This is a genomic window from Streptomyces sp. NPDC050842 (assembly GCF_044456565.1).
Classification (GTDB): Bacteria; Actinomycetota; Actinomycetes; order Streptomycetales; family Streptomycetaceae; genus Streptomyces.
On the sequence record NZ_JBITGA010000011.1, the window covers coordinates 305,141 to 326,367 of the forward strand.

Below are 21,227 nucleotides of genomic sequence, written 5' to 3' on the forward strand. Positions count from 1 at the left end.
GGTCACGGCGATCGCGCCCGTGCCGCCGTGCCCCCGGCGGGTATCCCCTCGCCCGTCCAACGCCGGAGCCCGCCGTCCCGGCTGTCATGCCGAGGTACGGGCCGGGCGCCGGCGCCGCCACCAGCGGGGGCGGGTGCGGGGGTGCACGGCCCGGCCCAGCCGCCGGCCGACGGTCACGTAGCCGAGCAGCGCTCCCGTCGTGTTGAGGAGGACGTCGTCGATGTCGAAGGCGCGGCCCGTGACGAGCGCCCCCTGCACCAGCTCCACGAGCAGCATGGTGGCCGCGGTGAGGAGCGCGACGCGGAGGAAGCCGCGGGCCTTGCGGGACAGCAGCGGCAGCAGGATCCCGAAGGGGACGCCGAGGAGGATGTTGCCCCCGAGCTGCTTGACCGTGTCCACGAACGCGGGCCGGCCGAGGTAGGCCTCGATCGAGCGCCCGGGCGTCAGGTTGCTGTGGGTGAGGGGCACGGAGGCCGGCGAGGCCTCCAGCGTCAGCCGGGCCAGGACCACGGCGAACGCCACCATGCCCGCGAGGGCCGTGAGGGCGACGACCGCCCGTACGAACCGACCCGGGCCGCGCCGGACCGGGACCGCGGCCTGAGGCGCCGCGGTGTCCGGCTGCTTCCGCTCCGGTCTCCCGCCGGCCGGCGCCACGCCGCCCGCACCCCCGGCGTCGCCCCCGTCGCCCCCGTCTCCTCCGTCCGCTCCGGCGGGCGCACCGCCCCGTCCCTTCGACGCTCTACGACCGAACATGAGCCGTCTCCTCCCCTTGGGGTCCTCGCGTGAACGGATCCCGCGTACCCCCGCCAGGGGACCGCATGCCCTGCGGTCACCCGGAGGTACTCACCTCTGAACCACCCTCCCCTCGGGCCCCAACAGAGCGCGTTTCCCGCGGTGTTGGGTGTGGGAGCGGCGGGCTCGGGCATCCGGCCCGCATGGGAGAAGAGACCGAGAACATACCCGCGCCGGCCCGCCGTTCGTGGAAGCGACCCGGAGGGACGTGGCCCCTCGCCGCCGTCGTCCTGCTCGTGCTCGCCGTCGCCCTCATGCTGATCGGGCAGTTCCTCCGGGTGCCCGGCCTGGACGTCTTCGGGACGGACGTGAAGGACCGCTCCGGCCCCGCCGTCCTGAAGTCCGTCCAGGAGCTGAGCCGGTACGAGGGGGCGGCGGGGACCTACCAGGTGGTGGTCGACCTGGAGCACGACGCGCGGTTCCTGCCGGACGCGATCCGTGGCACCCGCACCCTGTACGTGGCGATCGGCAGCGTCGCCTCCTACGTCGAGTTCGGCGGCCTCGGGGACGACGCCGTGACCGTCGACGCCGACCGGACCGAGGCCACCCTCCGGCTGCCGCACGCCCGGCTGGCCGACCCGGCGCTCGATCCGGAGCGGTCGTACGCCGTCTCGAAGCAGCGCGGTCTGCTCGACCGGATCGGCGACCTCTTCTCGGACAACCCTGCGAGCGAGCAGGCCGTCCACGTCCTCGCCGCCCAGCGCATCGGCGACGCGGCCCGCGAGTCCGACCTGACGTCCCGGGCGGAACGGAACACCGCCGCGATGCTGCGGGAACTACTGAGGGGCCTGGGCTTCGAGCGGGTGACCGTGACCTTCGTCTGAGCGGGATCCGCCGGGCCAGCAGGCGTTCCGCGGGGCGGGGCGCCCTCCGACCCGACCGCGCCGTTCGGGTGAGGTGTCGGCAGTGCGCTCGTATCGGTCCGCCGACGGGGCAGGGGGCCCTATGAGCACTCACGACGACGTCCGGGACGGCCCAGGCACAGCCGCCCCGGACGCCAACTACGAGCCGTTCGGGGAACTGGAGCGCACCGCGGTCTCGCCCTGGCCGGCGGCCACGAGCACCGCTTCGAGGCCCGGCTCCGGAGGGAGCGCCGCACTCCCGGCCACCCGGACCACGCCCCGGCCGAAGGAGCCGGCACATGAGCGACGCCGACGACCCCGCCGACGACCTGCCGGCCGGGATGAGGGTGGACACCAGCCAGCCGGAGCAGCCCGTCCTGCTGGACGCGCAGGGGGACCGATCCGGACCCGGCGCGAGAACCACCCCTACGACCGGAAGGTCCGCCGCCGGGAGTACGAACGGACCAAGCGGGTTCTGCAGACCGAGCTGCTGAAGCTGCAGCGCTGGGTCAACGAGCCGGGGGGCGAGTTCTGGTTCTCGGTCTCCCGCGCGGAGCATTGCACCCGGTTCGCGATCCGGCCGGTGGACCCCGTCCGCGGTGGCAGCTGTCGCCGACGGATCTGGCCTCGCTGGACCTGTGGGACGCGTACACCGCCGCGAAGATCGAGATGTTCCGCGCGACCGACACCGCCGACGCGCCGTGGACGGTCGTCAAGAGCAACGACAAGCGCCGGGGCGACTGGAGGCGAGGCGCTCTCTGCTGTGGCGGATCGCCTACGCCGGCAGCTCTCCCCCACGCCGCTGGCCGGCCCTCCGGTGGGCCGGGGCCGGCCCCCGCCCGCATGAGAACGGCTCCAGGGTTCCCGTACCGAAAACGCGTCCGGTGGGGAACCCTGGAGCCGTGCGGGCCGGCCGGATCAGCCGGCGCCGGTGCCCAGCAGGCCGTCGCGCAGGCGCTTCACGGTGCGCGCGAGCAGCCGCGAGACGTGCATCTGCGAGCAGCCCAGCTGTTCACCGATCTGAGCCTGGGTCAGTTCCTCGACGAACCGCAAATGGATGATCCGGCGGTCGCGGTCGTCGAGGTCGGCGATGAGCGGGGCCAGCGAGTGGAAGTCCTCCACCAGCGCCATGGCGGGGTCCTCACTGCCGATGAAGTCGGCCAGCGAGGCGTCGCCGTCCTCGTCCTCGCCGCTGAGGGCGGCGTCCAGCGACGAGGAGTTGTAGCCGTTGGAGGCCAGCCGCGCCTCGGTGACCTCCTCCTCGGTGAGGCTCATCAGGTCGGCCAGCTCCTTGACCGTCGGCATCCGGCCGACGCGGGTGCTGAGTTCCTCGGTCGCCTTGGCCAGCTCCACCCGCGCCTCCTGGAGCCGGCGGGGTACGTGCACCGCCCAGGAGGTGTCCCGGAAGAACCGCTTCATCTCGCCGACGATGTAGGGGACGGCGAAGGTGGTGAACTCGACCTCCCGCGACAGCTCGAACCGGTCGATCGCCTTGATCAGGCCGATCATGCCGACCTGGACGATGTCCTCCATCTCGTCGGCGCGGTGGCGGAACCGCCCGGCGGCGTAGCGGACCAGGCTCATGTTCATCTCGATGAGGGTGTTGCGCGCGTACTGGTACTCGTGCGTCCCCTCCTCCAGCGTCGCGAGCTCCTGGAAGAAGACCTTCGACAGGACCCTCGCGTCCTTGGGCGCGACCGCCAACGTGTCCGGGATCTGCGGCAGCGTCCCCGCTCCGGACTCGACTCCCGTGGTCGACATCGTGGTGACCGTCACACCATTCCCCTTTCACGTGAATTCCTCATCGGGACGCTTGGCCCTGAGACTGCTCGCCTACCCGGACTTCTGACGTCCACGCCCACCAACTCCTCACGTGTTGCGTGAAGACGGCCCGGAACTGGACGCGCGAGCACCTGGCGGCGCTCGGTCGGGACCGTACCGCCGCCGGTGTGACGGCCTGTTCCCACCCGGCCGCCCCCGGCCGTCCCGGCTGAGGGAGCCGCTCCACGGGCCCCGTACGAGGACGGGTGTCGTCCCCGTACGGCAGTCCGGCGCACCGCACTTCAGCGCCTCAGGGACGCGAGCAGCGGTCCCCAGTCGATGTGGCGTTCCTCCGTGCCCTGCGGCACCAGGACGAACGTGTCGCGCACGAAGCGGCCGAGTGCCTCCTGCTCGCACCTGACCACGGCGCGCTGTCCCGCCTGCCCGAGCCGCAGGAGGAGTCCGCCGTGGGGGGCGGGACGGAGCCGGATCTCGCCCTCGCCTGTGGGCTGGAGCGATCCGGCGAGGATCATCTCGCGGTCGATGCGCCACACCACCGGGTCCTCGCCGAGGAGGTGGAAGGCGATGCTCAGGGCGTGGGGGTCGCGGGAGTCGTAGCCGACGGCGGTGTCGATCCGGACCGCCGCGTCCGGGGTGAGCAGTTCCATGGCCATGGGCTGGGTGAGGACGCGCGGTGCGGGGAGCGGCGCGACGGGGTGCTGGGGCATGGGGTCCTCCGGCTGAGGGGCTGTCAGCGAGCGGGTGCGGTGTCCGCTTGACCCGTCCCGTCCCTGTTACACCTCGCGCCGCCGTGCTGGATGTGCCGATGGTGTCGCGATCGGGTGAAGGTTGTGAAAGGCCGTCAGGGACCGGCGGGGCGAGGCCTCGCGGTCGGCGAGGAGGACGGAGACCACGAGGTCCTCCGGCGACAGTTCATCTCCTCTCTCGCGCGGGCCATTCCGCCCAGACCTCGTGCAGCGGCGCCTGCCCGGCGATCTGCTCCAGGAGTACGCGGTGTTCCGCCGTGAACCGCTGGGCCTGCTTGACCTGTGTCGTCTCCACCCCGATGACCGGTTCCCAGCCTGGAGAGCGGCGTGGACGTCACCGTTCCGCGCTCCCCGGCCCTCCGGATTCATGACGGAGGAAGGCGTTTCGGCGTGGTGTTCGCGGTCAGTCGGATCCTCGATACGCGGTCCGCTCCCGGAAGGATTCCGTCGTGCCGGTCATGCTGGTCCTGGTGTTCGGTGTCGGTGTGGCGATGACGTGGTGGAGCGTCGCGCCCGTCCCCCGCGGTCCGCGGCGAGGGCCCCGGTGACGCGCCGGAGCGGTCCCGCCCGGGTTTCACGGACGGACGAACGGTCAGGCGAACGGGGACACGAATCCCTACTCATGTACCAGGAGGCTCACATGGACGGCTGGCGTGCGGCCGCGGCCTGCCAGGAGGTCGACCCCGATCTGTTCTTCCCGGTGGGGACCGGCTCCCCCGCCCTCGTCCAGGCGGAGGAGGCGAAGAGGGTCTGCGGGCGCTGCTCGGTACGCGAACAGTGCCTGCGCTCGGCCCTGGCGCAGCCGCACCCGCCGTCGGGCGTGTGGGGCGGCCTGACCGAGGCCGAGCGGCATGCGCTGGAACGCCGGTCCCGCCGCCGGGCGAACGACCGCCGGTGACCGGCCGCCCGTGACCGGCCGCTGCATCACGGCCCCCGGCGTCCCCGCGGGCCGTGATGCGCCTGGCGGGCCGGTGAGGTGCCGGTGCGTCAGCGCGGCGTCAGCGCGATCGCCGGTCCGGCGGGTGCGCCGTGTCGGCGTACTCCGGCAGGAGGGAGAGGCGGGCGCGGACCCGCTTCCCCTCCGGGGCGGGCTCCACGGTCAGGCTCTCGCAGACGGCGACGACGATCTCGACGCCGTGCTGACCGATGCGGCGGGGGTCGTGGCCGCGGGGCACGGGGGCGGCGGTCTCCTGGTCGAAGACCGAGATCTCCAGGTTGTCGCGGCCCAGTTCGAGGAGGAGCCGGCAGGGGCCGGCCGTGTGCCGTATCGCGTTGGTGACCAGTTCGCTGACCACCAGCTGCGCGAGCTCGACGCGCTCCTCACGGACCGGTACGGGCAGCACGATCGGGGCGGCCGCGAGGAACTCGGCCGTGAAGGCGCGGGCGGAGGCGATCGCCCCGCCGCGGGAGGCGTCGTCGTAGACGGCACCCGCGGACAGCAAAGGCTCCGGGACCGCCCGCTCCGCGGTGATCGCGTCCGTCATGGCGCTGGTACTCCCCTCGTCCTGGGTCGGCGGCTGCGCTCCTCGTACCCGTATTTCCCCTCTTCATGATTCCCACACCGCCCGCACGTGGATCACACCCGCCGACAGCGCGTCAAGGGGACGCCGGCGCGGTCGGCGTGGGCCCCCCGTGCCGTCCTTCGGCCCGGGTCCCGGCCTCGTGGCCGCGCCAGTCGAGGCAGAGTACGAGGACGGCGTCCGGCGCGCCACGGGGTGTCCCGCGCAGCGCCCGTACGACGGCACGGGGGACGTCCGCGCCCTTCCGTCGGCGTGCGCCGATGAGGGCGCGGGCGGCGGGTTCGTCCGGCGCCTCGTGCCCGTCGCCGGCCGTCGGCTCTCCGGTGCCGTGGGCGACGAAGACCAGCCGGTCGCCACGCCGGAGGCGCAGGCGCTGGGGCGCGTAGACGGTGTCCTCGAACATGCCCAGGGGCAGTTGGCGGTCCAGTTCGATGCGCTCGGTCACGGTGGAGCGGACACGCCAGAGCGTCGGCGACCCGGCGTCCACCACCTCGGCCTCGCCGGTGGTCAGGTCGAGCCGGAGCAGCAGCGCGGAGAGCGGGTGCTCGCCGCGGTACTGCCCGTAGAGCGCCTGGTCGGTGAGGCTGGCCTGGGTCACCAGGTCGAGCCCGGCCCGCCGGGCGTTGCGGATCGCCGTCAGGGCGAGGGTGCTCGCCAGGGCGGCCGGGGTGCCGGGGCCGGCGCCGTCGGCGACGACGATCACCAAGTCCCGCTCGGTGGCGCTCCAGTCCAGGAGGTGTCCTCCGGAGGTGTAGGCGGGCTCCCAGTGGGCGTGGAGGTCGAAGGCCGGTCCGGCGCAGGCCCGGCCCGGCAGGGTGTCCCACTGCATCTCCCCGGCGACGCTGAGGGCGTGCGTCCGGCGGGTGCGGCGGTACAGGTCGGTGTGGCGGTCGGCGACGCGCAGGGCGTGTCCGAGGGCCTCGGCGACCCGGGCGAGGCTCGCGGTGGTCTCCGGGGTGGACCGGTCCGCGGGCAGGACGACGACCAGGACGCCGAACCGGTCGCCGCGGACCGTGACGGGCAGGTAAACGGTCGCCGTGGGCCCGACATCACGGAAAAGATATGGTTGCTGGGTGCGGAAGACGCGGCCGGCGGGGCCCGCGTCCACGGGCGCGTGCGGTATCCCGGCCGGTGTCTGGACGGGCTCCACGGGGCGCAGGGTCGTGAATCCGTAGTCGACGAGCAGCAGGTCGGCGGAGGTCGCGGCGTGCAGGTGCGCGAGACTGGTACGGAGGGAGTCCAGGAGGAGGTGTGGTGCCGCCCCGCGCAGTGCGCCTCCCACTGTCACGTGTCGATCCACCGGATCCGTACCGCCTTCTGGAGAGATGTGGAGATGACCGGTCCGTCGCAAGGCCGCCGTAAGCGGCCCGGGACGTCCGAGGAGGGTCGGCAGGCATGAACGGCAACCCCGCCCCGCCGCCGAGGGAACCGCAGCGGACGGCCGAGTCCGCCCGGGAGCTCATCGAGCTGCTGGAGGTGCTGTGGGAGCGCGGCCGGGACATGGTGTCGTCGACACCCGTCTCGGCGAGTCAGCTGCGCGTGCTGTACAGCCTGGACCGCGAGGAGGGCATCAGCCTGCGCACCCTGGGCGACCTGCTCGGCTCCGCACCGCCCTCGGTGAGCCGCATGTGCGACCGGCTGGAGGCGCTGGGCTTCGTGCAGCGGCTGCCCAGCCCCGTGAGCCGTCGACAGCTGGAGCTACACCTGACCGTGCACGGCAAGGCGTACCTGCGGGACCTCAGGGCCCAACGCGAGGAGGCCCTGCTCGCGGTCATCGCGGACATGTCGCCGACGAGCCGCAAGGCGCTGCTACGGGGGCTCACCGGCTTCCACGAGGCCGTGGGAGGGAGCGGAGCGGCCGCCTCGTCACCCGCCCGCACGCCGCTGAAGGACGTCAGTTCGGCCTGATCCCCGCGCGACGCCGGCTCCGGCCGGGCGCACACCCCATGTCCTCATTGCCACCTCTGGTCGTCCTTGACGGCGTTCTTCCGGGCACCCGCCAGGTGTTGCCCCAAGGATACAGTTGTCACGCGGCAACTGTTGACACGGTTCCGTGCCAGTCGAGGCAGACGACCAGGGCGTCGTCCTCCAGCGGGCTGCCGCCGTGGTGGACGGCGAGCTCCCGGAGCACCGCCTGCGGCACGTGCGTGGGCGGCAACAGCCGCGTCCCCCGCAGCGCGCGGGCCAGCGCCCGGTCCCCGTAGCTCTCCCCCGCGGGCGAGACGGCCGCGTACACGCCGTCGCTGCCGAACAGCAGCCGGTCGCCCGGCCGCACCGCGAACCGCTCGGGCACGTACACGGTGTCCTCGAACATGCCGAGGGGCAGCTGCGCCTCGAATCCGACGGACTCCACCGCCTGCCCCCGCTGCCGCCACAGACGGGGCGATCCGGCGTCCACGGCCTCCACCTCGCCCGTGGCCAGGTCGAAGCAGAGCAGCAGCACCGAAACGAAGGCCTCGCCCCGGTAATGGGCGTACACGGCCTGGTCCGCCAGCGCCGCCTGGTCCGGCAGCGGGAGGCCGGCCCGGCGGGCGTTGCGGAGCGCGTTGATCGCGAGGTTCGTCAGCAGGGCGGCCTCGATGCCCTCCCCCATGCCGTTGGTGACCGTCAGGGTCAGCCGGCCGTCCGAGACCGACCAGTCGTAGTTGTCGCCGAAGATGGCGTAGGCGGGCTCCAGATGGGCGGCGAGGGCGAACTCGGGACGTGCACAGGAACGGCCGGGCAGCAGCTGCCACTGCATCTCCGCCGCGAGCGTGAGCCGCGTCGCACGCCGCGCCAGGACGTACAGGTCCGTGTCGCGCTCCGCCACCAGGATCTCGTGGCCGAGCGCCTCGCAGACCTGGGCGAGCACCGACAGCAGCGGCCTCACGTCGGCCTCCAGGGGCAGCTCGGCCGTCAGCACCCCCAGCCGGTCCCCGCGGACGGTGACGGGCAGGTGGAGCCGGACCGCCCCGGGCCCCCGGACCACGTGCGGCTCCTGGGCGCCGAAGGCGCGCCCCTGGGGACTGTCGTGGATCGGCACCGACGGATCCGCCCCGGAGACGTGCCCGACGAGCTGGAGCGTCCGCAAACCGTAGTCGGCCAGGCGGAGTTCCACCCGTAGCACCCCGCAGTGCTCCCTCAGGGCGTCCTCGACGACCTCCACGAGCCGGTGCGGAGCCGCCCGGCGGAGCGCCTGCTCCATCTCGGCGATCTCGTGCACGGTCCTCCTCTTCCTCTTTCCCTGGGCCGGTCCCGTGCACGGGGACCGGGCCGCCCGTCTGCTATCTCGCGCCGCCGGCCGCGGCCAGCGCGTCCGCCACGCCGTCGTGCGGCGGGGTCATCGTCGTGACGCCGGTGATCTCCAGGATGCGGCGCACCGCCGGGGTCGGCGCGGCGAGATACAGGTCGCCGCCGGTCTCCCGCGCCCTGTTGACCGCCCTGATCAGGACGTTCAGCCCCGAGGAGTCCATGAAGCCGAGGGCGGACAGGTCCAGCACGAGGCGGCGCCGCCCCTGGCCGAACTGTTCCGTCAGAAGGTCCTGCAGCCGGCCGGCCGTCTCCATGTCCAGCTCACCCTCGACGGTCAGCACCGCCGTGCGGTCGTCACGGATCTCGACGTCGACATCCAGGTTCGGTTCTCGCTCGGACATGTTCCCTGCTTTCCATGGGGGGCGGGCCGGTCTTGGGGCGGACGGACGGGGTCATGACACTTGGACACCGACCACGCACGTGTCGTCGTCCGTGTCCGACTTGCTGCGCGCCAGCAGCCGGTCCAGTAGGCGTTCGAGGCTGTCGGACGGCTGCCGGGCGACGGTGAGCAGCTGGGCGACGGAATCGTGAACGACGGTGTCCCGCCGCTCGACGAGCCCGTCCGTGTACATCAGCAGCGTGTCGCCGGGTTCGAGCCGCAGCTCCGTCTCCTCGTACTCGGCCTCCGCGAGGGCCCCCAGCAGCAGCCCGCCCAGGAGCGGCAGGTCGAGCGCCTCGTCCCCGCGGACCAGCACCGGCGGGAGGTGTCCCGCGCGGGCCCAGCGCAGCGTGCGGCTCCCGGGGTCGTAGATGCCGCACACGGCGGTGGCCGTCACATGGGCGGTGAGGTGGTGGGCGACGCTGTTGAGCCAGGACAGCAGCTGCCCCGGGCCCGCTCCCGTGACGGCGAGGCCGCGGAGGGCGTTGCGCAGCACCACCATGCCGGTGGCGGCCTCCACGCCGTGGCCGGCGACGTCCCCGACGCACAGGAGCACCTTCTTGGACGGCAGCACGACCGCGTCGTACCAGTCGCCGCCCACCAGGGACTCGGACTCGGCCGGACGGTAGCGCACGGCGACGTCGAGTCCCGGCACGTCGAGCGGCGGCTTGACCGGCGGCATGATGGCGTGCTGGAGCTGGAGGGTGAGCCGGTTGCGTTCCTCGGCCGCCTCCTCCGTCTCCGCCAGCCGGTCGCGGGTCGCTGTGAGGGCGACCTCGGTCCAGTGCTGCGCCGAGATGTCCTGGTAGGCCCCCCGGACTGCCTGGAGAGCGCCGTCGGTGCCCAGGGCGGGTTCGGCGGTCACCCGGATGTGCCGCGTGACGCCGTCGTGGCGGAGCATGCGGAAGGCGGTGGAGCCCACCCGCCGCTGGTGCAGCACCTTCCGGAGGAAGCGGCGGATGGTGTCGGCGTCGTCGGGGTGGGCGTGGGCGGCGAGGTCGCGCAGGGCGACCGGCGGCTCCGTCGGCATGCGACCGAAGAGCTCGTACAGCTGGCCGTGCCAGGTGATGTCCCCGGCGACGACGTCCTCCTCGAAGGCGCCGACCCGGCCGAGGCGCTGGGCGTGCTGGAGGAGGCTGGCGAGGCGTGCCGACTCGTCCTCGACGCGCCAGATGAGCAGGACGCTCGCGCCGTACCGGCTGATGCTGATGTCGGCGAGCGAGGCGAGCGGCACCTGGTCCACCAGGGCCGTGAGCCGGGCCCGGCGGGCGCGGAACGGCTCCCCCGTGGCGTACACCCGCTCGATCCGTTCGAAGAGTTCGCTGCCGCCCGCCGTCGCCGGGTACGCCTCCAGGAGCAGGGCCCCGTCGACGGAGCCGCGGGGCCGTCCGGCCGGATCCCGGAAGTGCGCGTTGGCGTGCCGGATGCGGAAGTCGACGAGCTTCCCCGCCTCGTCCAGGTGGGGGGTGAGGACGAGGGCGGGGTCGTAGAGCCCGTCCGAGAGTTCGGCCAGCGCCGGCGCCCCGTGGCCGCCGGGGACCGGAAAGCCGCCGGGGGCGGGCGAGCCCGCGGGGGACGCCTCGGGCAGCGCCTCCAGGGTGTGGGCACAGAGCTCGGCGAGGGCCTCGATCTGGCGCTCCACGGCCTGCGGCAGGGGGTCGAGCGGACGGGCCCAGCAGATCTCCAGGACGCCGTGGATGCGGCCGCCGGTCCCGGCGGGGACGACGATCCGGCCGCCGTCGGGATGGCGCGCGCGGCCGATCGAGGGGATGCCCGCGGCCGCCAGGGAGGCGTACCGGACGGTGCGGCGCCCGATGAGCGCCTGGCGGGCCGCGGTGGTCACCCCCGGCGGCACGTAGTGCCAGCGGGCCGCCTCGTCGAGGCCGAACCCGGCGTGGCCGCGCAGGCTCAGCGAGGTGTCCGGGCCGGTGGTCCAGATCGCCACGGCGACGGCGCCCAGGGGTTCGAGGGCGTGCCGGAGCAGCGACTCGGCGACGGCCTGGGTGTCGTCGGCGCTGAGCGCCGCGCTCTCCGCCGTGCGCAGCCGCACGGCGACCGAGGCGTCGGGGGCGGTGGCGGCGGGCTCGCCGACGGCCGTCCTCACGAACTCCTCCGCTGCCTCGGCCATCCGGTCCCGGGCCGTCTGGTTGATGATGTCCGCGGCCAGCTCCAGCCGGGACAGTCCGGCCCGGTCGGCGAGCTCCGCGAGCTGGCGAGCCGCCTGGGCGGGGCCGCAGCCCAGGCGCTCGACGATGACCCCCTTGGCGAGTTCGATCAGGGCGCGGCCCTCGGCCGCCGCGTGCGCGGCGCGCACCTCGCCGCGCAGCCGTTCCACCGTGGCGGCCAGCCGGCCGTCGGCGGACGCGAGGGCCGGCGCGCCGTCGGCGGGGTGCTGGACGGCAGTGCCGGGGGTCGGGAGCGCGACGGCCGGCGCGCCGTCGGCGGGGTACGGGACGGCAGTGCCGGGGGTCGGGAGCGCGGCGGCGCCTGCCTCGGGGAGGCCGGCGGACGGGTCTCCGCCCGGGAAGCGGGGGCCACTCACGTCGGCGACTCCTCGGTCGGGGCAGCCGCGTGGCAGCCGTGCGGGCGGGGCCGGGGTGCGCCGGACCGGCGCTCCGGGGCCGGGCGGGGAGCGCGGGGCGGTCCCGCGGGGGCGGTCACGAGGCCGCCCCGCCGTCGAGCCAGCGGCTGACGCAGGCGATGAGTTCGTCGGCGTCGACGGGCTTGGTGACGTAGTCGCTGGCCCCGGACGCGAGGCTCTTCTCCCGGTCGCCGGGCATGGCCTTCGCGGTGACGGCGATCACGGGCAGGTCCGCGTATTGCGGCAGCTCCCTGATCCGCGCGGTCGCCGTGTAGCCGTCCATCTCCGGCATCATCACGTCCATCAGGACGAGGGCGACGGCCGGGTTCGCCAGGAGCGTCTCGATCCCCTTCCGCCCGTTCTCGGCGTGCAGCACGGTGATGCCGTGCAGCTCCAGGATGCCGCTGAGGGCGTACAGGTTGCGGGCGTCGTCGTCGACGGCGAGGACGGTCCTGCCGCGCAGGGTGGTGTCGATGGCCTGGGGCGCGGGCGCCCAGTGGTCGCCGCGCACCAGGGGCACGACGTCGCCGGGCTGATCCGCGGACAGGTGGAGGGCGATCCGCTCGCGCAGCTCGTCGAGGCTGGAGAGGAGTTCCAGCGGACGGCGGCGGGCGAGGGTCTGGAGGGCGCCCTCCTCGTCGGCGGGGAGCCGGCGGTTGTTGTGGGCGAGGACGGGGACGGTGCGCAGCGCCTCGTCGCCGTCCATGGCGCCCAGGAAGCGCAGGGCGTCGCCGTCCGCCATGTCGACGTCGAGCACGACGCAGTGGAACGGCTGGGTGGCGAGCGCGGAGGCGGCCTCCTGGGGGCCGACGACCGCGATCAGTTCGATGTCGGCCCGGCCCGTGTGCCCGCCGTCGGCTGCGAGTTGGGTGACCGCGTTCTCGGCGACGACGGCGAGGAGCCCGCGCGGACGCTCCTCGATGACGAGGAGGCGCCGGGTCGGCCGGGCGGTCGGGGCGCCGGGCAGCGCGAGCGCGCCGCCCCGGGCCGGGGCCGGGACGGTGAGCGCCGCCGAGGGGTCCGCCGGCGGGGCGGCGGGGTCGGGCTGCTCGGTGAAGTCGGTGCGGGCGACGGGAAGGTAGAGGGTGAAGGTGCTGCCCTCGCCGGGCACGCTCGTGACGGTGAGGGCGCCGCCGAGCAGATGCGCGATCTCGCGGCTGATGGAGAGGCCCAGGCCGGTGCCGCCGTACTTGCGGTTGGTCGTCCCGTCGGCCTGCTGGAAGGCGCCGAAGATGGCCTCCAGGTTCTCCGGGGCGATGCCGATGCCGGTGTCGGCGACGCGGAGGGCGACGACGGGGCCGCCGCGGTGCACGGACACGGGCAACTCGCCGTCAGAGGCAGGTTCGATGCGCAGCTCGACGCTGCCGTGCTCGGTGAACTTGACGGCGTTCGACAGCAGGTTGCGCAGCACCTGCCGGAGCCGCGTGTCGTCGGTGACGAGGTCGACGGGGACGCCGGGGGCCGTGGAGACCTCGAAGGCGAGGCTCTTCTGCGAGGTGAGGGGGCGGAACGTGGCCTCGACGTAGTCGAGGAGCCTGCGCAGGGGCACGCGCTCCGGGTTGAGGTCCATCTTCCCGGCCTCCACCTTGGAGAGGTCGAGAATGTCGTTGATCAGCTGGAGCAGGTCGGATCCGGCCGAGTGGATGATGCCGGCGTACTCGACCTGCTTGGCCGTGAGGTTGCGGGTCGGGTTCTGGGCCAGCAACTGGGCCAGGATCAGCAGGCTGTTGAGCGGGGTGCGCAGTTCGTGGCTCATGTTGGCCAGGAACTCCGACTTGTACGTGGAGGCCAGCGCGAGCTGCTGTGCGCGGTCCTCCAGCTCCTGCCGGGCCTGCTCGATCTGGAGGTTCTTGGCCTCGATGTCGCGGTTCTGCGTGGCGAGCAGGGCCGCCTTCTCCTCCAGCTCGGCGTTGGAGCGCTGGAGTTCCTCCTGCCGCACCTGGAGTTCCTCGGTGCGCGAGCGGAGTTCGCCGGCAAGGCGCTGGGACTCGTCCAGGAGTTCGTCGGTGCGGGCGTTGGCGACGATGGTGCTCAGGTTGACGCCGACGGTCTCCATGAGCTGTTCCAGGAAGTCCCGGTGCACGGAGGTGAAGGGGCTGAAGGACATCAGCTCGATGACGCCGAGCACCTGCTCCTCGACGACGACCGGCAGCACCACGAGGCTGCCCCGGGACGTGCTGCCGAGACCCGAGGAGATCGTGACGTAGTCGGCGGGGACGTTCTCGGCGGCGATGGCGCGGCGGCTGCGGGCGGCCTGTCCGACGAGCGACTCGCCCAGCCGGAAGCGGACCCGGTCCTGGCCGCCGGCGGGGCGTCCGTAGGAGCCGACGAGGCCCAGCTCGACGCCGTCGGCGCCCTCCTCGGCGAGGTAGAACGCGCCGTACTGGGCGGCCACGAGCGGGGTCAGCTCGTCCATGACGAGTTCGGCGACGACGGCCAGGTCGCGGTGGCCCTGCATCAGCGCGGACATCCGGGCCAGACTGGACTTGAGCCAGTCCTGCTCCTGGTTGGCCCGCGTCGTCTCGCGCAGCGAGCCGACCATGGCGTTGATGTTGTCCTTGAGCTCGGCCACCTCGCCCGACGCCTCGACGGTGATCGAGCGGGTGAGGTCGCCCTCGGCGACGGCGCTCGCGACCTCGGCGATGGCGCGAACCTGGCGGGTGAGGTTGCCCGCCAGCTCGTTGACGTTCTCGGTCAGCCGCTTCCAGGTACCGGAAACCCCCTCGACCTCGGCCTGGCCGCCGAGCCGGCCCTCGCTGCCGACCTCGCGGGCCACGCGGGTCACCTCGGCCGCGAACGAGGACAGTTGGTCGACCATCGTGTTGATGGTCGTCTTCAGCTCCAGGATCTCGCCCCGGGCGTCGACGTCGATCTTCTTCGACAGGTCGCCGTTGGCGACGGCGGTCGTGACCTGGGCGATGTTGCGGACCTGTCCGGTCAGGTTGTTCGCCATGGAGTTGACGTTGTCGGTGAGGTCCTTCCAGGTGCCGGCCACGTTCGGCACCCTGGCCTGGCCGCCGAGCCGGCCCTCGGTGCCGACCTCGCGGGCGACGCGGGTCACCTCGTCGGCGAAGGCGGACAGGGTGTCCACCATGGTGTTGATGGTGTCGGCGAGGGCGGCGACCTCGCCCTTGGCCTCCACGGTGATCCGGCGGGAGAGGTCGCCGCGGGCCACGGCGGTGGCGACCTGGGCGATCGAGCGCACTTGCCCGGTGAGGTTGGAGGCCATCACGTTGACGTTGTCGGTCAGGTCCTTCCAGGTGCCCGAGGCCCCCCGGACGGTGGCCTGGCCGCCTAGGTTGCCCTCGGTGCCGACCTCGCGGGCGACCCGGGTCACCTCGTCGGCGAAGGCCGAGAGCTGGTCGACCATCGTGTTGATGGTCGTCTTCAGCTCCAGGATCTCGCCCCGGGCGTCCACGTCGACCTTCTTCGACAGGTCGCCGCCCGCGACGGCGGTGGCGACGTGGGCGATCGCCCGCACCTGCGCGGTGAGGTTCCCCGCCATCGAGTTGACGGAGTGGGTCAGGTCGCGCCAGGTACCGGAAACGCCCTTCACGTCGGCCTGCCCCCCGAGGATGCCCTCGGTGCCCACGTCACGCGCCATGCGCGTGACCTCGTCGGCGAAGGCCGAGAGCTGGTCGACCATCGTGTTGATGGTGTTCTTCAGCTCCAGGATCTCGCCGCGCGCGTCCACGTCGATCTTCTGGGAGAGGTCGCCCTTGGCGACGGCCGTCGCCACCTGGGCGATGTCACGGACCTGGGTGGTGAGGTTGCCGGCCATCGCGTTCACCGAGTCGGTCAGGTCGGCCCAGGTGCCGGAGACACCGGGCACGGCGGCCTGCCCGCCGAGCGTCCCTTCCGTGCCGACCTCGCGCGCCACCCGCGTCACCTCGGAGGTGAACAGGGACAGCTGGTCGACCATCCCGTTGAACACCTGCGAGATCTCGCCCATCAGCCCGTCCGCCTCGTCCGGCAGACGGGTGCCGAAGTCGCCGTCCCGCACGGCTGTCAGCCCGGCCAGCAGCTGACGGAGTTCAGGCTCGACCACCGCGGCCGGTCCGGGGTGTTCCCGGCCGGAGGAGCCCCTGGTCGTCGTCTCAGACATGCCCCATCCTCGTTCCCCACCAAGCTTGCGCACACGGACCGTGCGGCCCACGCCACGCGCCGGACGTCCGCTCCCCCGGGAGGCTCCGGCTGCCGCAATCGTTGCCGTACGGCAATCATGACGACACTACCCCTCCGTGATCGACAAGAGGAGGGTGGTGCCAAGTCAGCCACGTCATCCGGCCGGAACCCGCCCTCTCCGGCCCGGGGCGGAGGGCATACGACGCCGCGACCGGGGTACGCGCGCGTCGAACCGGGCGGTCCCCGCCCCGACGACGAGGGGAGCAGTACGTGCTGATGGCCCACCCCGCGGTCCTGCGCAATCTCATCGAGCAGTACGAGACGCTCAAGGTGCTCCAGGCCGAGAACGGCGGCGAAGAAGTACGGCGGCGCATGGACGACCTCACCTACACGCTGTGCGTCTCCACCGGTACGCGTGACGTGGACGCGGCGCTGATCGCGGCCCGCCATCGGCTGCCGGACGCGCGCCCCGAGGACGACTCGGTGCTGAGCGCCTGAGCACACGGCTGAGCCCGGCGCTCTCCGCACGGAGGTGCCGGGCTCGGTCACGCCACGGGCGGGCGCGCGCCGCGGGGCCGCCTACCAGCGGTACCAGCGGCCCGTGCCGCCCTTCGGCCGGGCCACGAAGCCCAGCAGCCACAGGACGAGCACGATGACGGCGATCCACCAGAGCGCCTTGACGGCGAAGCCGGCGCCGAAGAGGAGCAGGACGAGAAGCAGGACGAGAAGCAGGGGGACCATGCGGATCGACCTCCGTAAGGACGGTGACGGTAGGTAGAGGGACGGCCGGACGGCGTACACACGCACCGGCCTCGTACGGGGGCGGGAAGCGCCGCCCGCTCAGCCGCGGCGTGCGAAGAAGAGGGCCGCCGGGCCGAGGTCGCGCCGCGCGGCCCGGCGCCCGGCCCGGCGCCCCCACCCGTACGCGAGGGCGAGCGCGGCCGCCGTGCCGGCGGCGGCACAGGCCGACACGGTCCGGTGCGCACGCGCGGCGGCCCACAGGTCGCTCCCGGCGCCGCGGGCCACGGACGCGGCCGCGCGGGCCTTCTCGGCGAACGGCGCGGGCAGGACGCGCAGCTCCCCGAGATCGGCCGGCTCGTACCCCTCGTTCACGTCGGGGTCGTCCACCCGCGTCAGGTCGGGGTAGTCCGGGACGGCGTAGGGGCCGGTCCAGGGGAACTGGTTCTGTTCGCTGTTCTCCGAAGCACTCATGGGCATCGTCTCGCCGGACTCCCGCACGCTAAACCTGGTGGACCCTGGCCCACCGGTCCCGCCCCCGCCCGTTCCCCTCGCGCGCGCTTGACCGCGCCGGTCCGGGACAGACGGCCGTCCATGGTGACGTCACTGCTCGTGGTCTGTCCCGTCCTCACCGCGCTCGCCACCGGCCTCGCGGCCGTCCTGGTGTCGCCGTGGTGGTGGTGCGCGGCCGGACCCGCCCTGCTGTTCGCCGCGGTCGCGTCGTACGACGTCGTCCAGCGGCGCCACTCGATCCTGCGCAACTACCCGCTCCTCGGGCACCTGCGGTTCGCGATGGAGGCGATCCGCCCCGAGGTGCAGCAGTACTTCGTCGAGGGGAACGTCGACGGCGTGCCCTTCGACCGGGACACCCGGTCCATCGTGTACGAGCGGGCGAAGGGGACGGACGCCGAGGACCCCTTCGGCACCGAGCTGGAGCTGGACCGGACCGGCACCGAGTACCTGGTCCCCTCCATGGCCCCGCGCCCGGTGCCGGACGAGCCGCCCCGGGTCCGGATCGGCGGCCCCGACTGCGCCCGGCCCTACGACATGGCCCTGCTCAACGTGTCGGCGATGAGCTTCGGCTCCCTGTCGGCCCGGGCGGTCCGCGCCCTGAACGAGGGCGCCCGGCGCGGCGGCTTCGCCCACGACACCGGCGAGGGCGGGATATCGGAGCATCACCTCGCCCCCGGCGGCGACCTCGTCTGGGAGATCGGGACCGGGTACTTCGGCTGCCGTGCCGAGGACGGCGGCTTCGACTCGCGGCGGTTCGCCGAGAAGGCCGCGCTCGACCAGGTCGCCTGCGTCCTGCTGAAGATCAGCCAGGGCGCGAAGCCCGGCATCGGGGGCGTACTGCCCGGCTCCAAGGTCGGCCGGGAGATCGCCGCCGTCCGCGGCGTCCCCGAGGGCCGCACGGTGCTCTCCCCGCCGTACCACCGCGTCTACCGGACCCCCCGGGAACTGGTGCGCTTCCTCGGCCGGATGCGGGAGCTCTCCGGCGGCAAGCCGGTCGGCTTCAAGCTGTGCGTGGGCGCGCGCCGCGACTTCCTCGCCGTCTGCAAGGCGATGCTGGAGGAGAACCTCACGCCCGACTTCATCGTCGTCGACGGGGCGGAGGGCGGCACGGGCGCCGCCCCGCTGGAGTTCGCGGACACCGTCGGCCTGCCCCTCACCGAGGGCCTGACCACGGTGCACCGGGCCCTCGTCGGCACGGGGCTGCGCGACCGGATCCGGATCGGCGCCTCCGGCAAGATCGCCACGGGGAGCGACATCGTCAAGCGGCTGATCCAGGGCGCCGACTACACCAACTCCGCCCGGGCCATGATGTTCGCCCTCGGGTGCATCCAGGCCCAGCGCTGCCACACCAACACCTGTCCCGTCGGGGTGGCCACCCAGGACCCCCGGCGCGCCCGCGCCCTCGACGTCCAGGACAAGGCGGAGCGGGTCCGGCGCTTCCAGGAGGCGACCGTCCGGAGCGCCCTCGCGCTCATGGCCGCCATGGGTGCCGACGGCCCCCGGGAGCTGGGGCCCGGCATGTTGCTGCGCCGGGTCGGACCGGACGCCGTGCGGTCCCACGCCGAGCTGTACGAACCGCTCGAACCCGGTCAGCTCCTGTCGCCCGCATCGGTTCCGGACACGTGGGCAGGCGACTGGAAGGCAGCTCATCCGGACCGGTTCACCCTCCGGTGAACCGGTCGACGTCCACAGTGAAGGGAGACCCCATGACTCGCACTGTCGCACAGGTGATCGTCGACGGCCTCGCGGACCTCGGTGTCGGCCGTGTCTTCGGCGTGGTCGGCGACGCGCTCAACCCGCTCACCGACGCCATCCGGACCACCGAGGGCATCGACTGGACCGGCTTCCGCCACGAGGAGGCGGCGGCCTTCGCCGCCGGAGCGCGCGCCCAGCTCTCCGGAGAACTGGCCGTCTGCATGGGCACCGTGGGACCGGGCTCGGTGCACCTGCTGAACGGACTGTACGACGCGGCCAAGAGCGGGGCGCCGGTCCTGGCGATCTGCGGCCAGGTGCCGCTGTCGGAGATGGGCGGGGACTACTTCCAGGAGGTCGACAACGACCTACTCTTCCGGGACGTGGCCGTGTACCGGGCCACCGTGACCTCCCCCTCCCAGATGCCCCGGCTGCTGGAGTCCGCGGTGCGGGCGGCCGTGACCGGGCGGGGCGTGGCGGTGCTGACCGTCCCCGGCGACCTCGGCGACCGGGAGGTCGAGGAGGACCGGCCGACGCGGTTCGCGCTGCCGCGCCCGGCCGTCACGCGCCCCGACGACCCGGCGCTCGCCGAGGCGGCCGAGGCGATCTCCCGGGGCTCGCGGGTCACCCTCCTGGTCGGGCGCGGCGCCCGGGAGGCCCGCGAGGAGGTGCTGCGCGCCGCCGAGCTGCTTTCGGCGCCGATGGTGCTGACCCTGAAGGGCAAGGAGGGCTTCGAGGACGACAACCCGTACGAGGTCGGCCAGACCGGCCTCATCGGCAATCCGGCCGCGGCCCACGCCATGGACTCCTGCGACACGCTGATCATGCTCGGGACGGACTTCCCCTATCGGGACTGGTATCCGGAGGACTGCCGGATCGTGCAGATCGACACCCGCGAGGAGCACCTCGGGCGCCGCGTTCCGGTGGACGTCGGGCTCGCCGGGGACGTGGGCGCGACGCTGCGGGCCCTGCTGCCGCTGCTGGCGCCCGTCCCGTCGCGCTCCCACCTCGACGAGGCCCGCGAGCGGTACGCGGACTGGCAGAAGGGCCAGGCCGACCTCGCCGACCCCGCCCACGACAGGCGGCTGCTGGGACGGGTGCGGGCCATGTTCGACAACCGGGAGGCGGACATCCGTCCCGAGGCCCTCGCGGTGGCCGTCGACCGCCACGCCGCCGACGACGCGATCTTCACCTCGGACACCGGGATGGCCACCGTGTGGCTCTCGCGGCTCGTGCGGATGCGCGGCACCCGCCGGCTGATCGGCTCCTACAACCTCGGCTCCATGGCCAACGCCATGCCCCAGGCCATCGGGGCGCAGCTGTGGGCGCCGGACCGGCAGGTCGTGGCCTTCTGCGGCGACGGCGGACTCGGCATGCTGCTCGGCGACCTGATGACCATCCGCTCCGAGCGGCTGCCGGTGAAGCTCGTCGTCTTCGACAACCGCCGCCTCGGCATGGTCAAGCTGGAGCAGGAGCAGGCGGGGCTTCCCGAGTTCGGCACGGTCCTGGACAACCCCGACTTCGCCGCGGTGGCCGAGGCGCTCGGGCTGACCGGCATCCGCGTCACCGCGCCGGGCGAGCTGGACGAAGCCGTGCGCAAGGCGCTCGCCCTCCCCGGCCCGGTCCTCCTCGACGTGCTGACCAACCCCTCGGAGGTGGCCGTGCCGGGGAAGCCGACGGTGTCGCAGGGGTGGGGCTTCGCCATCGCCAAGATCAAGGAGAACCTCCCCTCCGGTGCGCGCTGAGCGGTGGAGCGCCGGATTTCCATGGGTTTGTTCTCACCGATTCCGGCGAGGCGTTCTGTTGTCAGATGTGTCGCACGGAGAAGGAGTGATCCCTCGTGTCCGGTGAGCAGAAGATGAAGGCCAAGGGCGAGCAGGCCAAGGGCAAGGTCAAGGAGGCGGTCGGCCGGATGACCGACGACGAGCGTCTCGAGGCGGAAGGCCGGGCCGAACAGGCCAAGGGCGACGCGCGCGGCGCGAAGGAGAAGGCGAAGGACGCCTTCAAGCACTGATCCGACGGACGACGGACCTCGTCCGGCACGGAGAGGGGGGGGGGGGGGCCCCCCCGCGGCGCCCCCCCCCGCCGCCGCCGCCCCCCCCCCCCCGCCCCCCCCCCCCCCCCCCCCCCCCCCCCCCCCCCCCCGCCGCCCCCCGCCCCCCCCCCGGCCGTCGCCCAGCAGCGGGCGGCCGCCCTGCTCGCCCCCGTACGCCCGCACTCCCGCCT

At 73.4% G+C, this 21,227-nt stretch carries 19 protein-coding genes and 1 pseudogene; 8 read left to right on the forward strand and 12 right to left on the reverse strand.

Annotated elements, in window-relative coordinates; genetic code table 11:
- Positions 1 to 84: 84 nt before the first annotated feature.
- The gene (locus ACIBG6_RS32670) at positions 85 to 753 is read right to left on the reverse strand and encodes a VanZ family protein (RefSeq protein ID WP_399226334.1); all 669 of its coding nucleotides are present in this window, start codon (positions 751 to 753) and stop codon (positions 85 to 87) included.
- A gap of 182 nt (positions 754 to 935) precedes the next feature.
- Between ACIBG6_RS32670 and ACIBG6_RS32675 the strand changes: the two genes are divergently transcribed.
- Both ACIBG6_RS32675 and ACIBG6_RS32680 read left to right on the forward strand, forming a co-directional pair.
- Positions 936 to 1,616, forward strand: coding sequence for a DUF4230 domain-containing protein (locus ACIBG6_RS32675; RefSeq protein WP_399226335.1), 681 nt, complete (start codon positions 936 to 938; stop codon positions 1,614 to 1,616).
- A gap of 317 nt (positions 1,617 to 1,933) precedes the next feature.
- Positions 1,934 to 2,416, forward strand: a pseudogene (locus ACIBG6_RS32680) (hypothetical protein); the annotation flags it as partial.
- 136 nt (positions 2,417 to 2,552) lie between these two features.
- On the opposite strand, the gene ACIBG6_RS32685 reads toward ACIBG6_RS32680, so the two are convergent.
- From ACIBG6_RS32685 to ACIBG6_RS32695, 3 genes are all read right to left on the reverse strand, one after another.
- Entirely contained in the window at positions 2,553 to 3,410 is an 858-nt protein-coding gene (locus ACIBG6_RS32685) for an RNA polymerase sigma factor SigF (RefSeq protein ID WP_399226336.1), read from the reverse strand.
- A 287-nt stretch (positions 3,411 to 3,697) separates the two neighbouring features.
- A complete protein-coding gene (locus ACIBG6_RS32690; protein ID WP_399226337.1) occupies positions 3,698 to 4,123 on the reverse strand; it encodes an SsgA family sporulation/cell division regulator in 426 nt (141 codons plus the stop codon).
- Between the two features lie 205 nt (positions 4,124 to 4,328).
- On the reverse strand, positions 4,329 to 4,457 hold the full coding sequence (locus ACIBG6_RS32695) for a hypothetical protein (RefSeq protein WP_399226338.1): 129 nt from the start codon (positions 4,455 to 4,457) through the stop codon (positions 4,329 to 4,331).
- 345 nt (positions 4,458 to 4,802) lie between these two features.
- On the opposite strand from ACIBG6_RS32695, the gene ACIBG6_RS32700 reads away from it, so the two are divergent.
- Complete coding sequence (locus tag ACIBG6_RS32700) at positions 4,803 to 5,060, forward strand: WhiB family transcriptional regulator (protein ID WP_399226339.1); 258 nt, start codon at positions 4,803 to 4,805, stop codon at positions 5,058 to 5,060.
- Positions 5,061 to 5,160: 100 nt separating this feature from the next.
- Here ACIBG6_RS32700 and ACIBG6_RS32705 read toward each other — a convergent pair whose 3' ends face one another.
- Together ACIBG6_RS32705 and ACIBG6_RS32710 are read right to left on the reverse strand one after the other, a co-directional pair.
- Positions 5,161 to 5,646, reverse strand: coding sequence for an ATP-binding protein (locus ACIBG6_RS32705; protein ID WP_399226340.1), 486 nt, complete (start codon positions 5,644 to 5,646; stop codon positions 5,161 to 5,163).
- 112 nt (positions 5,647 to 5,758) lie between these two features.
- Entirely contained in the window at positions 5,759 to 6,970 is a 1,212-nt protein-coding gene (locus tag ACIBG6_RS32710; protein WP_399226341.1) for a PP2C family protein-serine/threonine phosphatase, read from the reverse strand.
- 107 nt (positions 6,971 to 7,077) lie between these two features.
- Between ACIBG6_RS32710 and ACIBG6_RS32715 the strand changes: the two genes are divergently transcribed.
- Positions 7,078 to 7,590, forward strand: a complete 513-nt coding sequence (locus tag ACIBG6_RS32715; RefSeq protein ID WP_399226342.1) for a MarR family winged helix-turn-helix transcriptional regulator — start codon at positions 7,078 to 7,080, stop codon at positions 7,588 to 7,590.
- Positions 7,591 to 7,708: 118 nt separating this feature from the next.
- On the opposite strand, the gene ACIBG6_RS32720 is transcribed toward ACIBG6_RS32715, so the two are convergent.
- The 4 genes from ACIBG6_RS32720 to ACIBG6_RS32735 form a co-directional block, all read right to left on the reverse strand.
- Positions 7,709 to 8,884 carry a PP2C family protein-serine/threonine phosphatase gene (locus tag ACIBG6_RS32720; RefSeq protein ID WP_399226343.1) on the reverse strand — a complete coding sequence of 392 codons (1,176 nt, stop codon included), beginning with the start codon at positions 8,882 to 8,884 and terminating at the stop codon, positions 7,709 to 7,711.
- A 61-nt stretch (positions 8,885 to 8,945) separates the two neighbouring features.
- On the reverse strand, positions 8,946 to 9,314 hold the full coding sequence (locus ACIBG6_RS32725; RefSeq protein ID WP_399226344.1) for an STAS domain-containing protein: 369 nt from the start codon (positions 9,312 to 9,314) through the stop codon (positions 8,946 to 8,948).
- 51 nt (positions 9,315 to 9,365) lie between these two features.
- The gene (locus ACIBG6_RS32730; protein ID WP_399226345.1) at positions 9,366 to 11,894 is read right to left on the reverse strand and encodes a SpoIIE family protein phosphatase; all 2,529 of its coding nucleotides are present in this window, start codon (positions 11,892 to 11,894) and stop codon (positions 9,366 to 9,368) included.
- A gap of 115 nt (positions 11,895 to 12,009) precedes the next feature.
- Positions 12,010 to 16,038: a HAMP domain-containing protein gene (locus ACIBG6_RS32735; RefSeq protein ID WP_399226346.1), complete on the reverse strand. Its 4,029-nt coding sequence runs from the start codon at positions 16,036 to 16,038 to the stop codon at positions 12,010 to 12,012.
- A gap of 290 nt (positions 16,039 to 16,328) precedes the next feature.
- Between ACIBG6_RS32735 and ACIBG6_RS32740 the strand changes: the two genes are divergently transcribed.
- Entirely contained in the window at positions 16,329 to 16,556 is a 228-nt protein-coding gene (locus tag ACIBG6_RS32740; protein ID WP_399226347.1) for a DUF5133 domain-containing protein, read from the forward strand.
- A gap of 81 nt (positions 16,557 to 16,637) precedes the next feature.
- Here ACIBG6_RS32740 and ACIBG6_RS32745 read toward each other — a convergent pair whose 3' ends face one another.
- Both ACIBG6_RS32745 and ACIBG6_RS32750 read right to left on the reverse strand, forming a co-directional pair.
- Positions 16,638 to 16,799, reverse strand: coding sequence for a DUF5670 family protein (locus tag ACIBG6_RS32745; RefSeq protein ID WP_033211473.1), 162 nt, complete (start codon positions 16,797 to 16,799; stop codon positions 16,638 to 16,640).
- Between the two features lie 99 nt (positions 16,800 to 16,898).
- Positions 16,899 to 17,270 (reverse strand): hypothetical protein, encoded by a 372-nt coding sequence (locus ACIBG6_RS32750; RefSeq protein WP_399226348.1) that lies wholly within the window; start codon positions 17,268 to 17,270, stop codon positions 16,899 to 16,901.
- Between the two features lie 120 nt (positions 17,271 to 17,390).
- Here ACIBG6_RS32750 and ACIBG6_RS32755 point away from each other — a divergent pair, with 120 nt between their 5' ends.
- The 3 genes from ACIBG6_RS32755 (at position 17,391) to ACIBG6_RS32765 (ending at position 21,015) form a co-directional block, all read left to right on the forward strand.
- Entirely contained in the window at positions 17,391 to 18,983 is a 1,593-nt protein-coding gene (locus ACIBG6_RS32755; protein WP_399226349.1) for an FMN-binding glutamate synthase family protein, read from the forward strand.
- Positions 18,984 to 19,015: 32 nt separating this feature from the next.
- Complete coding sequence (locus ACIBG6_RS32760) at positions 19,016 to 20,746, forward strand: thiamine pyrophosphate-dependent enzyme (RefSeq protein ID WP_399226350.1); 1,731 nt, start codon at positions 19,016 to 19,018, stop codon at positions 20,744 to 20,746.
- A gap of 95 nt (positions 20,747 to 20,841) precedes the next feature.
- A complete protein-coding gene (locus ACIBG6_RS32765; RefSeq protein WP_399226351.1) occupies positions 20,842 to 21,015 on the forward strand; it encodes a CsbD family protein in 174 nt (57 codons plus the stop codon).
- The last annotated feature ends 212 nt before the right edge of the window (positions 21,016 to 21,227 follow it).

Coding starts and splice junctions, on each gene's coding strand:
- ACIBG6_RS32670 (WP_399226334.1), bottom strand. CDS start 753: ATGTTCGGTCGTAGAGCGTCGAAGGGACGGGGCGGTGCGCCCGCCGGA.
- ACIBG6_RS32675 (WP_399226335.1), top strand. CDS start 936: ATGGGAGAAGAGACCGAGAACATACCCGCGCCGGCCCGCCGTTCGTGG.
- ACIBG6_RS32690 (WP_399226337.1), bottom strand. CDS start 4,123: ATGCCCCAGCACCCCGTCGCGCCGCTCCCCGCACCGCGCGTCCTCACC.
- ACIBG6_RS32700 (WP_399226339.1), top strand. CDS start 4,803: ATGGACGGCTGGCGTGCGGCCGCGGCCTGCCAGGAGGTCGACCCCGAT.
- ACIBG6_RS32705 (WP_399226340.1), bottom strand. CDS start 5,646: ATGACGGACGCGATCACCGCGGAGCGGGCGGTCCCGGAGCCTTTGCTG.
- ACIBG6_RS32715 (WP_399226342.1), top strand. CDS start 7,078: ATGAACGGCAACCCCGCCCCGCCGCCGAGGGAACCGCAGCGGACGGCC.
- ACIBG6_RS32725 (WP_399226344.1), bottom strand. CDS start 9,314: ATGTCCGAGCGAGAACCGAACCTGGATGTCGACGTCGAGATCCGTGAC.
- ACIBG6_RS32735 (WP_399226346.1), bottom strand. CDS start 16,038: ATGTCTGAGACGACGACCAGGGGCTCCTCCGGCCGGGAACACCCCGGA.
- ACIBG6_RS32745 (WP_033211473.1), bottom strand. CDS start 16,799: ATGGTCCCCCTGCTTCTCGTCCTGCTTCTCGTCCTGCTCCTCTTCGGC.
- ACIBG6_RS32750 (WP_399226348.1), bottom strand. CDS start 17,270: ATGAGTGCTTCGGAGAACAGCGAACAGAACCAGTTCCCCTGGACCGGC.
- ACIBG6_RS32755 (WP_399226349.1), top strand. CDS start 17,391: ATGGTGACGTCACTGCTCGTGGTCTGTCCCGTCCTCACCGCGCTCGCC.
- ACIBG6_RS32760 (WP_399226350.1), top strand. CDS start 19,016: ATGACTCGCACTGTCGCACAGGTGATCGTCGACGGCCTCGCGGACCTC.